A 14000-nucleotide genomic window follows, 5' to 3' on the forward strand; every position below is an offset into this window, starting at 1 on the left:
ATAAAGAATGAACCAATTTGGAGAGGAGATGGAAAACATGGACAAGATCCAAGTCGGCGAGGTTTTTACGATCAGTGATGAAAGCGGACAGGAAATGGAAGTGGAAGTTCTTGCCTCTGCGGACGTAGAGGGAATTAGTTATGCTGCAGTCAGCTTTGTTGATGATCTGGAGGAAGACACGGAAGAGGATATTGACGTGTTCTTCTTAAAGCTTGATGAAGATGGAGACTTTACTCCAATTGAGAGTGAAGAGGAATTTAACAAGGTCTCTGCTGTATTTGATAACATGATTGAAGAAGAATAGAAGAGAAGGGATCATTCCTTCTCTTTTTTATATACAAAAAGGACCAGAAAAAACAGGTGAGAACATGAAAATATTATGTATTGATGGCGGAGGGATACGGGGTGTTTTTGCTGTAAGTATTTTAAAAGCCTTGGAGGACGAACTTCAGCAGCCTGCAGGCGATTTTTTCGACATGTTTGCAGGAACCAGCACCGGATCGATAATAGCATCTTCCTTAACCTTAAAAAAGGATATGGACAATGTATTAAAAGCGTATGAATTGTATGGAAAGAAGATTTTTGTTAAGCAGGCGAAAGTTGGCCTTTTTAAAAGCGTTTACAGCGATAAATACTTACGCCGTTTTATTCGGAAAGCCTTCGGGGAAACAGCCCTTTCCGAAATTCAAAAGCCCCTTTTAATTCCTGCTGTGGACGTCACACATGGAAAGCCGTTTGTCCATCGTTCCAATTATGGCCACCCGGGCAATGAAAGCTTATCCATGAAGCTTTGGGATGCTGTTCTATCCTCCTGCTCAGCACCAGTGTATTTTCCACCCAACAATATTAGTAACCGTTACTTATCCATTGATGGCGGTTTGTGGGCCAATAACCCTTCGCTAGTATGTATTACGGAAGCTATGCATTATTTTAAAAAGGATCTGGGAGATATTAAAATCCTTTCACTCGGAACCGGATTGCAGAAAATTGATTTCACCATCAACCATGATAAATATTGGGGAGTGAAGCATTGGCTTCCGTTCCAGCTGCCATCCATGAAAGTCACGCCAAAGCTGCTCGATCTTGCCCTTCATCTGTCATCGGAATCAGTTACATACCATTGCCATCACCTGTTGGCTGACAATTACTTGCGCCTTAATGAAGAGCTTGGTGAAGAAATGCCTTTTGATGATATCCGGTTTGTGGATGAGTTGGTTACTCTCGGGAAGAAGGTTTACACGGACAGAAGAGAGGAAATCAAAGAATTTTTGCTCTCCTGATTGGATCATTTGTAAATAAAGGGATACAGCTGTAAGGTAAGAGTTATTAAAACTAATAAAAGAAGGGAAATCGATCCATGCGTTTAAAAGGAAAAAAAATATTAAGTTTAGTTCATCATGACTTTGAAGATCTGGAACTATGGTATCCGATACTCAGGCTGCAGGAAGAAGGTGCAGATGTCCATTTGGCCGGAGAGCATGCAAGCGAGAAATACATTGGCAAATACGGAGTGCCAGCAACTTCCCATTATTCTTATAGTGAGGTAAAGGGGGAGGATTATGATGCCATCCTTGTACCTGGCGGCTGGGCACCGGACAAAATCCGCCGTTTTCCGGAGGTGTTGTCCCTAATTAAGCACATGGAGGAAAATAAAAAACCAATCGGGCAAATTTGCCATGCAGGCTGGGTGCTCATATCGGCAAAAGTATTAGAAGGAAAAAAGGTAACTAGCACTCCAGGGATTAAGGACGATATGGAGAATGCCGGTGCCAAGTGGTATGATGAGCCAGTTGTAGTTGACGGACACCTCGTCTCCAGCCGCCGTCCTCCAGATTTACCGGATTATTTGCGGGAACTGATTAAGGTCATTGAGAGCAAGTAAAGTTGAATTTAACAGAAAGAGCAAGGTGCTTACCATGCTCTTTCTTCTGGCTTATTTAATCCAAATTTTTTATTGAATAGTATTTTAGTTTTGTATCCGAGTCTTTAAGGACCTCTGCAATCGCTCCAGTAAGACTGTAGGACCCTTTGGCATCATGGCCGACTTCCCAGATCATCATGCCTCCAAACCCGCTGGTTAATGCAAGATTTGTTTTCTTTTGCATGGTTGATTCACCATTATAATAGTAGGTTGTTCCATTCATATTGATTTTGTCCCGCCAAGCATTTTCCGGATTGAGGTTTATAATTGCTTCATAAGATACCTGTTTGATGGAGGGATTTTCAGGCTGTGCATAAAAGGGGACACCAAGAACTAATTTTTCTTTAGAAATATTGTGTGTATCAAAAAGATTTGCCCAATAATTTACGATATTCTCTGTAAAAGGATATGGAGACAAATTAGCTGCATTATAGCCACCATCCCACTGTCCGTCATAAGCCATGATATTGACATAATCGACCTCCCGAAACATGGAAGGCTTATAAATTATATTTCCTGCCTCTGTTCCTGTAACACTGTGAATCTTCGAATGGACCGCTACAGAAAGCTCTTTATCCTTTGCATGAAGCTTTTGACTAAGATCATGGATAAAAACTTCGAGGAACTCTGCTTCTTTCTGTGAACGAGGATGTTCAAAATCAATATCTATACCATCAAGTTTTTCCCTGTCTGTTAAGCTAACAAGTTCATTCACCAGCTTGTTTCTTGAAGCTGGCCTTGCTATCGCTAATTTAAAGTATTCATACGATTCTCCGCCTTTTATATGGAACCATCCGCCCACTGCCAGAATCGCTTTTGTATCATGCTTGTGTGCGTTCGAAACTATACGCCGAAGATTATTTAATGCCGTATCGCCGTTAAAAGAAAGGCTGCCATTCTTTTCGGGGTGGGCAAATGAAAAAATAACATGCGTCAGACTTGAATAATCAACTGCATCGGGATCACGATAATCCTGTACATAACCAATCAACACCTTTGGAGATGCATCGGGTAACTCAGGAGCACTTTTTTGAACTGGATTTTTACCAGATTGAGCTGCTGTTTTTGCAAGTTTAATAGAATCAGGCTGCTCACTATTCTTTGTAAAAATCGTTCCCGCCGCAAAACCGCCTGCAAAAATGATCGCAATCATCATAAGGATCTGATATATATTCTTCATTAATAGTTAAACCTCCGTTTTTCATCCCATAAAAGTGTAACAAAAAAGGAGTGAATAAGGGGGTGGTAATATCAGGCTTATATTCCATCAGTGCGCATAAAACTAAACTATTTTCCTCCTCAAAAATGCGGGACCAGTCTCTCTCCTGTGAATTAAAATACCTCCAACCTATGATGTTCATCACATATCAATCTTTCTTCGTATGTTACATTGCTAATGAGAAGTATTATCAAACTCAATAATTCAAGTTTGGTATACAGGAGGTAATGGAAATTGAGCGAGATTATTAATAACCGTGAACATCAAATAAACCTAAACAATCCTATTCAAGATGCTCCAAGAGAACGCCCGCTGTATAAACCGGAAGACCAGCCTGGGCACCCTATCCACACGTTTATTCGTGAAAACAGGGAGGTTGATAAACATCTCCGGGAAAAACTAAAGGTAAGTTTGGAAGCTTTTATAAAAGATGATAACGAAGAAAATGTGTATAAACTTTTGGAAGACTGCACACTTTTGCTGGATCTTGATAAACATTACAGCCGCAAAGAGAATTTACTTTTCCCATACTTGGAGAAGTATGGAATATACGGTCCCACAAACAATATGTGGAGAATTGACGATTTTATCAGGGATGGCATTAAAGAAGCTAAACAGCTGCTGTCAAATTACAATGGGGACAAGCAGAAGGTGATTCAAGAAGCGCAATTTATCTTTAATGAGGTAAGTGCCATGATTTACCGGGAGGAACACATCCTTTTTCCGATGGCATTAAAAAACCTGACAGAGGATGAGTGGATCAAAATTGCGCATGAAAGCGACGAGATTGGCTTCTGCCTGACAGGCCCTGAAGCCGAGTGGAAGCCAGAACGCAAAGCGATTGGGGATAAAGCCATTTCAGAAGGCTATATCAAGATGGAAACCGGCATATTATCGTTAAAGCAGCTAGAGCTTCTCTTGAATCACCTTCCAGTTGATATAACCTTTATTGACCATGATGATGTAGTCCGCTATTTCTCCCATGGAAGGGAAAGGATTTTCGCCAGGACAAAGGCCGTTATCGGGCGCACTGTGCAAAATTGCCATCCGCCGCGGAGCGTGCATGTTGTCGAGGAATTGCTGGAAGATTTCAAGGCAGGCCGTAAGGATTCTGAGGACTTTTGGATTAAGTTCAGAGACAAGTACGTTTATATCCGGTATTTTGCTGTAAGAGACGAAAACGGCTCCTATGTAGGCACCCTGGAATTCACACAAAATATCAGTCCTATCCAGGAAATTGAAGGGGAAAAAAGAATACTTTCGTAAGCGAACCAAAAAGCTAAAGAGCAGAATCGCTCTTTAGCTTTTTTTTATTTTTGAAGGGTTGTTGATTTTATAGGGAACAGGCTGTTCTATAATGAATTCCTCTTCACAATCTTTCCCTTTTGGCAGTTTCTTTTTGACGATTTTTCCATCAAATTCGAGTGCTTCACCAGGCTCCAATTCAAACTTCTTCAAGGTTTTTGAATGAGAGCACCAGGCAAGGCCTACTTCAACAGGATCGTCCTGTTGAATGACGACATTCTCGAGAACGACGACTTCATCATTTTCTTCATTAAAATGGTTCCAGCTTAAAGCAAATTGTTTAACTTTAGCGGTAAAATGCACTTTTTCTGCAGGAAGCTCCAACGCTGGCTGCTTTTCTTTCTTTGCTTTTTTGGCAGCAGGTTTTTTCTTTGTTTGGTTTTCCTCTGATTTCTTTAGAGCATCCGCGGGTTTATCGTTATCATCCTTTAAAGCTTTCTTCTCAGATTGAACTGAAGCTGGTCCGCCAAAGTCGGCAATGATGGCTTTTCCAAAGCTCGGAGCCTGCATTTCTTTCAGATAAGCAGGGTGTATGCAGCTTAGATTTCCGTCCTGAAATTCAATAACAATGGTATGATAATCTCCAGATTCCCCGTAAGCCTGAAAACCCTTAATCGTAACGAGGCGCTGATGTGTTTTTTCCTTATACCAGAATTCCTTTTTTACTTCCTTTGTGGTTGATAATCCCCATTCCCTGACTTTCTCTTCATAGTGGGCATCGTTTTCAAAGGTTTCATATTCACCCTTAGGAGGAAAATACGCAGTATTGTTTGCATCTTCTATTTGAGGCAGAGTAATTGCCAAGCCGTCCACATCCTTTCATGAATATTTTAATGGTCAAGTAAGATAAAATCAAAAAAGATGAAGGGTTTTGCAGATAACTTTTGAATATAGTTAATAATAGAATTAAAGCTATTCTATAAAGGAGTTTAAAAGATGAATACATACAAAAATAGAAATGAAGTATCTGAAAAAGAAAAATGGAATCTAAATGATATTTATCCCAGTTTAGAAAAATGGGAGAAAGACTACCAGCACATTGAAAAAATAGCTGAAAAGCTGAAGGAATATGATGGCCATATTACAGATGGATCTTCTCTGTATCAATATCTTGAACAAAAAGAAAAACTTTCTTACTTATTTAATAAGCTTTATGCTTATGCCATGCTGAAAACAGATGAAGATACGAGGGTGACTGAATCACAATCTTATGTGGACAGAGCGAAGCAGTTAAGTGTAAAAATCAGTTCATCCACATCTTTTTTTATGCCCTATCTTTTAAGCTTGGCGGAGGATACATTAAAGGGCTATATTGCAGAAGAAAAGGGCTTGAAATACTTCGAGGAAGACCTGCTTGAATCCTTTCGCTACAAACCTCATGTCCTCAATAAAGATAAAGAAGAGGTTTTATCACAGTTGGGAGAGGCACTTTCCGCACCAAGCCACACGTTTGGAATGATAAATAACGCGGATATGAAGTTTGGGGAAGTAACTGGAGAAGATGGGGATAAGGTAGAGCTAACCCGTGGTATGTATGCAAAAATTATGGAGGACGAAGACCGTTCAAAACGGAAAGAAGCATATAAGGCCTACTACCAGCCATATATCCAGCTGAAAAACTCCATTGCGTCTACTCTATCGGCAGCCATCAAAAATAATGTAACAATGGCTAAAATCCGAAACTATCCATCCGCTCTTGAAAAGGGGTTGTTTGGAGATAAGGTGCCAAAAGAGGTTTATGATAACCTGATTGAAACGACAAAAAACAATATAGGGCCAATGCATCAATATACCAGGATCCGAAAGGAAAAGCTTGGCCTTGAGGAATTGCGCCAATATGACATGAATGTGCCATTAGTAAAAGGTGTAAAGCCCGTTATCACTTATGAGGAAGCCTATGACACCATGTGCAAAGCTTTATCTCCTTTGGGGGAAGATTATGTCAGCATCCTGAAGGAATTTAATACAGGACGCTACATTGATGTACGCGAAACGCCAGGCAAGCGCTCAGGTGCCTATAATTTAGGCATATATGGCGTCCACCCATATATTTTGCTGAACCACCGTGATGACCTTGACAGCCTGTTTACGCTTGCGCATGAATGCGGCCATGGCGTACACAGCAAACTAAGCTCACAGCATCAGCCGCAAATTACCGCCCGCTATAGTATCTTTGTCGCTGAAGTGGCATCAACCGTAAATGAAGTATTGCTAATTAACTATTTATTAAACAAAGAAAAAGACGAAGAAGTCCGAAAACATCTTCTTAACCATTTTATTGATCAATTTAAAGGAACCTTTTTTACTCAAGTCATGTTTGCCGAGTTTGAGATGAAAACACATGAAATGGCGGAAAAAGGACAGCCGCTTAATGCCGAAGTCTTTAATCAAATCTATGAGGGTTTATTCCGTGAATACAATGGCAATGAAATCGTTTTTGATGAAGAGGTCAAATACGGCTGGTCGAGAATCCCCCATTTTTACCGCCCCTTTTACGTTTACAAATATGCAACAGGTTTTGCTTCAGCCATTCATCTGGCGACAAAAATTCTCGAAGGAGACAAACAAACCCTTGATACCTATCTTGAGTTTCTGAAAAGCGGCAGCTCCGATTATCCGCTGGAACTGCTGAAGAAAACAGGTGTTGATTTGACCACGCCGAAGCCAATTGAAAACTCACTCAAGAAATTCCGTGAGCTAATAGAGGAATTCGGAGAGCTATAAGTATTTAAAAAAGCCTGCTTCCTGGTCTTGTCCCTGTCAAGTAGACAACATAAAAAAGCTAAGCTGCGAGCGCGTGTCGATATTCAATCGGCGCGCGTTTCTTTAGTTTCTTTTGTTTTCGTTTGTAATTGTAATGGTAGAAGTAATCCTCAAGCGTTTGCACTAGCTCTTCTTCTGATTTACACTTGTCTATATACAACTTCTCTGTTTTAAGGTGTGAGAAGAACGATTCCACACAGGCATTATCCAGGCAGTTTCCTTTTCGAGAGTGGCTGCCCCTGATGCCATAAGCCTCTAATCGGTTGTTGTATAGCTTTAACGTATATTGGAAGCCCTGATCCGAATGGAGAACGGCTCCAGCTACGTCTTTTTTCTTTGTCCAATTATCTACTGTATTTAACACAAGTTCGAGATCGTTTCTCTTGGATAGCTCCCAGCTTACTATCTCATTATTGAAAAGGTCCTGGATGACCGATAAATAATAAAATTCATCTCCAACAGATATATAGGTTATATCCGTTACCATCTTTTGATTAGGGCCAGCTGCCTTGAAATTCCTCTTCAGGCGATTGGGGAAGATGACCGAAGGGCTCTGGCCATGTCGCTTTCTCTTCTTCCTGATGACGGATTGTATGTCCATTTCCGTCATAAGCTTATAGACCTTTTTATGGTTAATAAGATACCCATTTTCATTTAGTTCATCTGTAATGCGCGGCCGGCCAAATTCGGGATGCATGAAATGAATGCCCATAATGTGCTCGCGGATGTCTTGTTCCTTCGCAGTCTTCTCTATCCTTTGCGATTGAGTTTTCCTCCATTTATAATAGCTTGCAGGCTTGATGTAGGTGATCTCCAGCAGCCAGGAGACAGGATAGTCACCCCTTAATTCATCAATCAGTTCATACTTCATTCTTCTGGGAATGTCTTCTCCTCCTTTACCAGATTTGGATACTGCTTTTTTAAATATTCAACCTGTGCTCTTAAATAATCTCTTTCCTCTTCAACCGACTTGAATATAGTCCTGGGTCTGCCTTTTAAAGGATTGGAGACACCACCTTTTCTTTCATCAAAAGGTACCCCGTCTTTCCATTTCCTCACCCACACTTTGAGCTGGCTGCAATGACGGATCCCCAACTCTTTGGCGAGAACTTTGTAACTCTTGGATCCATTTAAGTATTTCATGACAGCATTACGTTTGAACTCCTCTGAATAACTATTAAAGGTTTGGCCTTTCTTTGCCATAGAAAAATCCCCTCCAAGTAGAACTCTTTCCACCATGGTAACATGAAGGTTTTTTTGAATGTCTACTTAAAGGGGACAATATCATCCAGAATGATGGGAAGCAGGCTTTTTTTCTATCAGACAATTCAGATGCAGACATACAAATGATGGACAGATTGAAATATTCCTGCAATAATTGATGCAGACTTTTAAATGAATACTTATATAGCGAATTATTTAAGATAAAGGATGAAATCCATGAAAGTACTTCTAGCAAGCCCCAACTTTCACCAGGCAAGAGGCAATACCGTTACCGTCCAGCGTATATCTGACGGACTGAAAAAGCTTGGCATTGAAACTGAAATTATTAACGTGAAAGAGGGCAGAAAGCCTTCAAAGATGCCCCAAGCTGATATTGTTCATGGTTTTCATGCTTACCGCTTTGGCCAATTTATTGACAAGCTTGATACAAAGCCGGAATCCTATTTGGTTACAATGACAGGCACTGATTTAAATGTGGATCTTTTTGATAAAATGAAAAGATCTGATGTCATTCGGACATTATCAGAGGCAAAAGCCATTCACGTGTTTGATAAAGAAGCAAAGCAGATACTGAGCAGCGAAATTTACGGTATTCAGACAAAGATCACCGTGATTCCCCAAGGCACTGTAGAGTTCCCTGAAACTGCACCGGCTTTCAAAAAGGAGCAGGGTACCTTTTTATTTGTTCTTCCGGCAGGAATCCGCAAGGTGAAAAATATCCCTTTCGCCATCGAGCAGCTAAAACACATTTATAAAAACCATAAAAATATCCGTCTATGGCTGGCGGGCCCTATCATTGAAGAAGATGAGGGACATATGGTTAAGGAATTGGCAGAAAAGCATAAAGAATGGGTTCGATATCTTGGACAGATTCCACATGAATTCATGGGAGAAGTATACAAACAGGCAGACGCGGTTTTAAATACATCCCATTCTGAGGGTCAGCCTGCTGCCATTTTGGAAGCCATGCAATACAGCCTGCCTGTCCTGGCATTTAATAATTTAGGGAATAGAAATATCATTACACATAGGAATTCCGGTTTAATCTATACTAATCCGGTCGAATTTCTTGATTATGCGGAGAAACTAGTCAATAATAACGAAATGAGGATAAAAATAGGGCGTGCTGCCAAATTCTATGTAGAGTGCAATCATTCTTCTGAATGCGAAGCAAAAACATTGCAGAAGATCTATGAGAGTATTTTAGTTAAGAGCTGCACCAGTCCTTCTTCTTCAATTGATAAATAAAAAAAGGAGAGAGAAACATGTCTAAAGAAGAAATTATTAAACTTACTTCTTTATCTACCAAAGGCGGCTGAGGATGCAAAATTGGTCCTGAAGACCTGGCGCAGGTTCTGCGCCACTTGCCAAAGTCTGTACCTGATCCCAACCTGCTTGTAGGGCTGGATACTTCAGATGACGCAGGCGTATATAAAATTAATAATGAAACTGCACTTGTGCAGACATTAGATTTCTTTACTCCTATCGTTGATGACCCGTATATGTTTGGGCAAATTGCTGCCGCCAATTCCTTGAGCGATATATACGCAATGGGCGGTAAGCCAATAACAGTTATGAATATTGTGGGCTTCCCGATTAATAAATTGGATAAGAGCATTTTGGCCGACATATTGGCAGGAGCATCAGATAAAGTGAGAGAATCAGGTGCTGTTTTAGTTGGAGGCCACTCGATTGATGACCAGGAGCCAAAATTTGGCTTATCTGTTACAGGAACAGTCCATCCTGAGCGGGTAAGAACGAATGCCGCGGCAAAACCGGGTGACAGCCTAATTTTAACTAAGCCAATCGGCGTCGGTATTTTAACACAAGCTATTAAAAAAGACATGCTAGATCAGGAAGGCATTGACCGAGTCATGAAGGTAATGGCAGCTCTAAATAAAGAGGCTGCTGAAGCCATGGATAATTTCAATGTCAATGCCTGCACAGATGTTACAGGTTTTGGTTTGCTGGGCCATGCTATGGAGATAGCAGAAGGCAGCGGCACAGGCATTACAATCGACAGCAAATCTGTACCTGTTCTGCCAAAGACACGCGAGCTTGCCGAGCAGAATATCATCCCTGGAGGTTCTAAAAAGAACCATAAATGGCTGACCGAACGAATTCAATATGAGAATGTTGACGAAGTGGATCAATGGATCCTTTGCGATGCCATTACATCCGGAGGCCTGCTGATCTCTGTTCCTGAAGAAGAAGCTGAAGCGCTTCTAGGCGTGCTTCATGAAAATGGAGTACAGTCAGCAGCCATCATTGGGAAAGTAACAGACAAACAGCCTGGACGGATTACTGTTATTGGATAAAAAGGACTCGCAAAGGGTCCTTTTTATCGTGAATTTTCATCGTCTAGGTACAAAAATTTTTAGATCTAAAATAAGGAAGTGGAAAACATGAAAAAAATACTTTTGTTTTTGACTATTATTTCATTGATGCTTATAACCGCCTGCGGTGGAGATGAATCAGAGGGTAATAAAAAAGAAGAAACAGGTGAAGCTTTTACGATTGGTGTCATTCCTGTTCAAACTGAAGGATCCATGGAAGGCGCAATGGAAAAATTACAGTCCACACTATCGGAAAAACTTGATCGCGAGGTAGCGGTTGAGGTGTATCCGGACTATAACGGGGTTGTAGAAGCCATGAACTACGATAAGATTGACATGGCTTACTTTGGGCCGTTAACTTACGTTGTTGCCCATGAAAAAAGCGGCGCAAAAGCCATCATTACACAGCTGATTGATGGAGAACCATTTTATTACTCCTATATCATTACCCACAAAGACAATCCTTGGAATTCACTTGATGAATTGCTCGAAAAGAGCAGTGAAATCGACTTTGCTTTTGGTGACATTAACTCTACCTCCGGATCTTTAATTCCTTCGATTGAACTGAAGGACCGAGAAGTTTATGAATCCGAAGATACACATAGCTTTAGCTCTGTCAGATTTACAGGCTCCCATGATGCGACGGCATTGGCTGTCCAAAATAAACAAGTCGATGCTGGTGCCATTGACAGTGCCATCTACAACCAATTAGTTGATTCTGGAAAAGTAGATGGCGACCAAATAAAAACCATTTGGGAATCAGAGAAGCTGTTCCAATATCCTTGGGCTGTCCATAAGGATACGGACGAGAAAACGATCACCGCTCTTAAAGAGGCTTTTCTAGCTATTGAAGATCCAGAAATCCTTGATGCATTCGGGGCAAGCGGTTTTACAGAAGCCAGCAACGAAGATTACGAAAGCATCCGCCAGGCAGCCCTTAAAGAGGGAATCATTAAAGAATAGGGCTGATTAGATTGTGGTTTAAAAGACGCAGCATTATCACACATGCTCTATTGGCTTTATTTGTTTTTTTAAGTATGAAGCTGACAGAGTTTGATTTATCCAAATTCAGAGACTTCCGAAACATGATTGACTTCCTGTCCCATTGGTTCCCGATGGATTTCTCTCTTCTTCCGAAGATTTTGGAGGACAGTATGGAAACACTGGCCATGGCCTTTCTGGGAAGTTTTTTCGGCCTTCTTATCGGTTTGCCTCTAAGCTTTATGGCTGCCAAAAACACAGCCGGTGCACCGTTTGTTTATCATTTAACCCGTGTTGGTCTTAGCTTTGTACGATCCATACCTGAGATTGTATTTGGCTTGATTTTATTAACCGCACTTGGTCTGGGGCCTTTCCCGGCTGTATTGGCTATCATGTTTCACAATATTGGTGTATTGGGAAAATTAATCTCGGAACTTATAGAAGCATCCGATCCGGGGCCGCAGGAGGCCATGAAAGCAGTAGGCGCCAAGAATTGGTTTGCTTCCCTGTTCAGTATATTGCCGCAAATCTGGCCCAATGTTTTATCCAACTATTTCTACCGATTTGAGGTTGCCATTAGGACTTCGCTTGTACTTGGTTTTATTGGAGGGGGAGGAATTGGCCAAAGACTATTTAATGATTTTAAAACCTTCCAATATACAGCCGTATCGCTTGATGTGCTTGTTATTATGATCATCGTCATTCTCGTAGACTTTTTCGGAAGCTATGTAAGGAATAGAGTAATTTAAATGGAGGCCAGCAAGATGCTTGAGATACACAATGTAACAGTCCGCTATCCAGGTATGAAGGATAAAGCGCTGAATTCTATTAACCTCACTTTCCATAATGGGGATTTCATATGTGTTCTGGGTAAAAGCGGTGCAGGAAAGTCAACATTAATCCGCTGTCTTAACGGATTACAGAAACCAACATCAGGTGAGATTGTCTGGGACGGTCTTCCTTTGTCCGCTCTTAATGAAGAACAGCTCCGAAAGATCCGCAGGGAAATGGGAATGATTTTTCAGCATTTTAACCTTGTTCCAAGATTGACTGTTTTCCAAAATGTGCTGACAGGCATGTTCGGCTACAGAAGCACCTTTAAAAACCTGTTTGGCTGGTTTACGGATGAAGAGAAATACCAAGCTGGACAAGTGATTCAGGAGGTTGGCTTGACTCCTTTTACCGATCGGAGAGTCGAGCATTTAAGCGGCGGGCAGAAGCAAAGAGTCGGCATTGCCAGGGCATTGCTGCAGCAGCCTCGGGTTCTGCTGGGAGACGAGCCGGTTGCCAGCCTCGATCCAGGCACTTCAGACCGGATCTTTAGTTTATTAAAAGATATGCACCATCGGCATAAATTGCAGACAATCATCAATGTCCATGATGTTCAATTGGCAAAACGTTATGCCACCCGCATTATTGCTTTGAAAGAAGGCGAAGTCATCTTTGATGGCAACCCTGAACAATTTACTGATGACATGTATGTCCATACGTATGATGCTTATAGTGAAAGGCCCTATACACTTACTACCTAGACAGAGGAGGAAATTTGATGGCAAACTGTCCATGAGTGGTCGATAGCTCGAACGTCGTGTACGATTCGAATGATCCTAATGTTATGGTATATAATAAACGGGCAGCTTCTAAGAAAACGGTAGTATTAACCTTTGACGATGGACCTGGCAGAGTTCTGCCGGAAATCCTCGATATCCTGAAAGAAGAAAAAGTTCCGGCTGCCTTCTTCTGGCAGGCGAGGCTTTTATATCCCAAACGCCCATGGAAGAGAGTTATGGATGAAGGACATATGATTGGTACACATTCTTCTAAACATAACAACCTGGTAAATTTGCCATTACCCGAACAGCATCAAGATTTGCAGTACAGCAAATCAAAGATCGAATCCATTACCGGCCAGAAAGTGAAGTACTTTCGTCCACCATTCGGGCAATACAACAACGATACGATCTCTGCAGCAAAAGAGCTGGGATTAAAAACCGTTATATGGAGAATCTCTTCAATGGATTGGGAGCTAAGGGAGAGGCCTGAACGGATTATCACCAATGTGATTGATAATCTTGAAGACGGAGCCATCATACTTCTGCATGAACTGTCTCAGACTGTTGAAGCACTTCCGGATTTAATTGATGAAATACGAAAGAAGGGCTATGAGTTTACCCTTCTAAACTGAACCTATAGCCTATTGCTATAGGTTTTTTCATTAATAATGCATTATCTCCATTATTGACAGCAGAAA

The 14000-nt window shown here is 41.2% G+C and carries 15 protein-coding genes; 11 read left to right on the top strand and 4 right to left on the bottom strand.

Annotated features, from left to right (window positions below):
* The first annotated feature begins 37 nt into the window (after positions 1-37).
* The 3 genes from J7I93_RS15290 to J7I93_RS15300 all read left to right on the top strand — a co-directional run bounded on the left by J7I93_RS15290 (position 38) and on the right by J7I93_RS15300 (position 1882).
* Positions 38-304 (top strand): DUF1292 domain-containing protein, encoded by a 267-nt coding sequence (locus J7I93_RS15290; RefSeq protein WP_214726721.1) that lies wholly within the window; start codon positions 38-40, stop codon positions 302-304.
* A gap of 64 nt (positions 305-368) precedes the next feature.
* The gene (locus J7I93_RS15295; protein WP_214726722.1) at positions 369-1280 is read left to right on the top strand and encodes a CBASS cGAMP-activated phospholipase; all 912 of its coding nucleotides are present in this window, start codon (positions 369-371) and stop codon (positions 1278-1280) included.
* Positions 1281-1357: 77 nt separating this feature from the next.
* Positions 1358-1882, top strand: a complete 525-nt coding sequence (locus J7I93_RS15300) for a type 1 glutamine amidotransferase domain-containing protein (RefSeq protein ID WP_214726723.1) — start codon at positions 1358-1360, stop codon at positions 1880-1882.
* A gap of 55 nt (positions 1883-1937) precedes the next feature.
* Here J7I93_RS15300 and J7I93_RS15305 read toward each other — a convergent pair whose 3' ends face one another.
* A complete protein-coding gene (locus J7I93_RS15305; protein WP_214726724.1) occupies positions 1938-3101 on the bottom strand; it encodes a glycosyl hydrolase family 18 protein in 1164 nt (387 codons plus the stop codon).
* Between the two features lie 306 nt (positions 3102-3407).
* Here J7I93_RS15305 and J7I93_RS15310 point away from each other — a divergent pair, with 306 nt between their 5' ends.
* The gene (locus tag J7I93_RS15310) at positions 3408-4406 is read left to right on the top strand and encodes a DUF438 domain-containing protein (RefSeq protein WP_353050275.1); all 999 of its coding nucleotides are present in this window, start codon (positions 3408-3410) and stop codon (positions 4404-4406) included.
* 33 nt (positions 4407-4439) lie between these two features.
* Here J7I93_RS15310 and J7I93_RS15315 read toward each other — a convergent pair whose 3' ends face one another.
* Positions 4440-5249, bottom strand: a complete 810-nt coding sequence (locus J7I93_RS15315; protein WP_214726726.1) for a hypothetical protein — start codon at positions 5247-5249, stop codon at positions 4440-4442.
* A 132-nt stretch (positions 5250-5381) separates the two neighbouring features.
* On the opposite strand from J7I93_RS15315, the gene pepF reads away from it, so the two are divergent.
* Complete coding sequence (pepF, locus tag J7I93_RS15320; protein ID WP_214726727.1) at positions 5382-7169, top strand: oligoendopeptidase F; 1788 nt, start codon at positions 5382-5384, stop codon at positions 7167-7169.
* 58 nt (positions 7170-7227) lie between these two features.
* On the opposite strand, the gene J7I93_RS15325 is transcribed toward pepF, so the two are convergent.
* Both J7I93_RS15325 and J7I93_RS25635 read right to left on the bottom strand, forming a co-directional pair.
* The gene (locus tag J7I93_RS15325) at positions 7228-8079 is read right to left on the bottom strand and encodes an IS3 family transposase (RefSeq protein WP_483297138.1); all 852 of its coding nucleotides are present in this window, start codon (positions 8077-8079) and stop codon (positions 7228-7230) included.
* Positions 8076-8411 carry a transposase gene (locus J7I93_RS25635; RefSeq protein ID WP_483297139.1) on the bottom strand — a complete coding sequence of 112 codons (336 nt, stop codon included), beginning with the start codon at positions 8409-8411 and terminating at the stop codon, positions 8076-8078. Before J7I93_RS25635 ends, J7I93_RS15325 begins: the two co-directional genes overlap by 4 nt.
* Positions 8412-8648: 237 nt before the next feature.
* Between J7I93_RS25635 and J7I93_RS15330 the strand changes: the two genes are divergently transcribed.
* The 6 genes from J7I93_RS15330 to J7I93_RS15355 all read left to right on the top strand — a co-directional run bounded on the left by J7I93_RS15330 (position 8649) and on the right by J7I93_RS15355 (position 13934).
* On the top strand, positions 8649-9680 hold the full coding sequence (locus tag J7I93_RS15330) for a glycosyltransferase (RefSeq protein ID WP_214726728.1): 1032 nt from the start codon (positions 8649-8651) through the stop codon (positions 9678-9680).
* 17 nt (positions 9681-9697) lie between these two features.
* Positions 9698-10750 carry a selenide, water dikinase SelD gene (gene selD, locus J7I93_RS15335; protein ID WP_214726729.1) on the top strand — a complete coding sequence of 351 codons (1053 nt, stop codon included), beginning with the start codon at positions 9698-9700 and terminating at the stop codon, positions 10748-10750.
* Between the two features lie 87 nt (positions 10751-10837).
* Entirely contained in the window at positions 10838-11731 is an 894-nt protein-coding gene (gene phnD / locus J7I93_RS15340; RefSeq protein WP_214726730.1) for a phosphate/phosphite/phosphonate ABC transporter substrate-binding protein, read from the top strand.
* An 11-nt stretch (positions 11732-11742) separates the two neighbouring features.
* Positions 11743-12498, top strand: a complete 756-nt coding sequence (gene phnE, locus J7I93_RS15345; protein ID WP_214726731.1) for a phosphonate ABC transporter, permease protein PhnE — start codon at positions 11743-11745, stop codon at positions 12496-12498.
* 15 nt (positions 12499-12513) lie between these two features.
* On the top strand, positions 12514-13281 hold the full coding sequence (gene phnC / locus J7I93_RS15350; protein WP_214726732.1) for a phosphonate ABC transporter ATP-binding protein: 768 nt from the start codon (positions 12514-12516) through the stop codon (positions 13279-13281).
* Positions 13282-13337: 56 nt separating this feature from the next.
* Entirely contained in the window at positions 13338-13934 is a 597-nt protein-coding gene (locus J7I93_RS15355) for a polysaccharide deacetylase family protein (protein WP_214987990.1), read from the top strand.
* Positions 13935-14000: the final 66 nt, after the last annotated feature.

The sequence above is a fragment of the Bacillus sp. ISL-47 genome (genome assembly GCF_018613175.1).
Lineage (GTDB): Bacteria > Bacillota > Bacilli > Bacillales > Cytobacillaceae > Cytobacillus.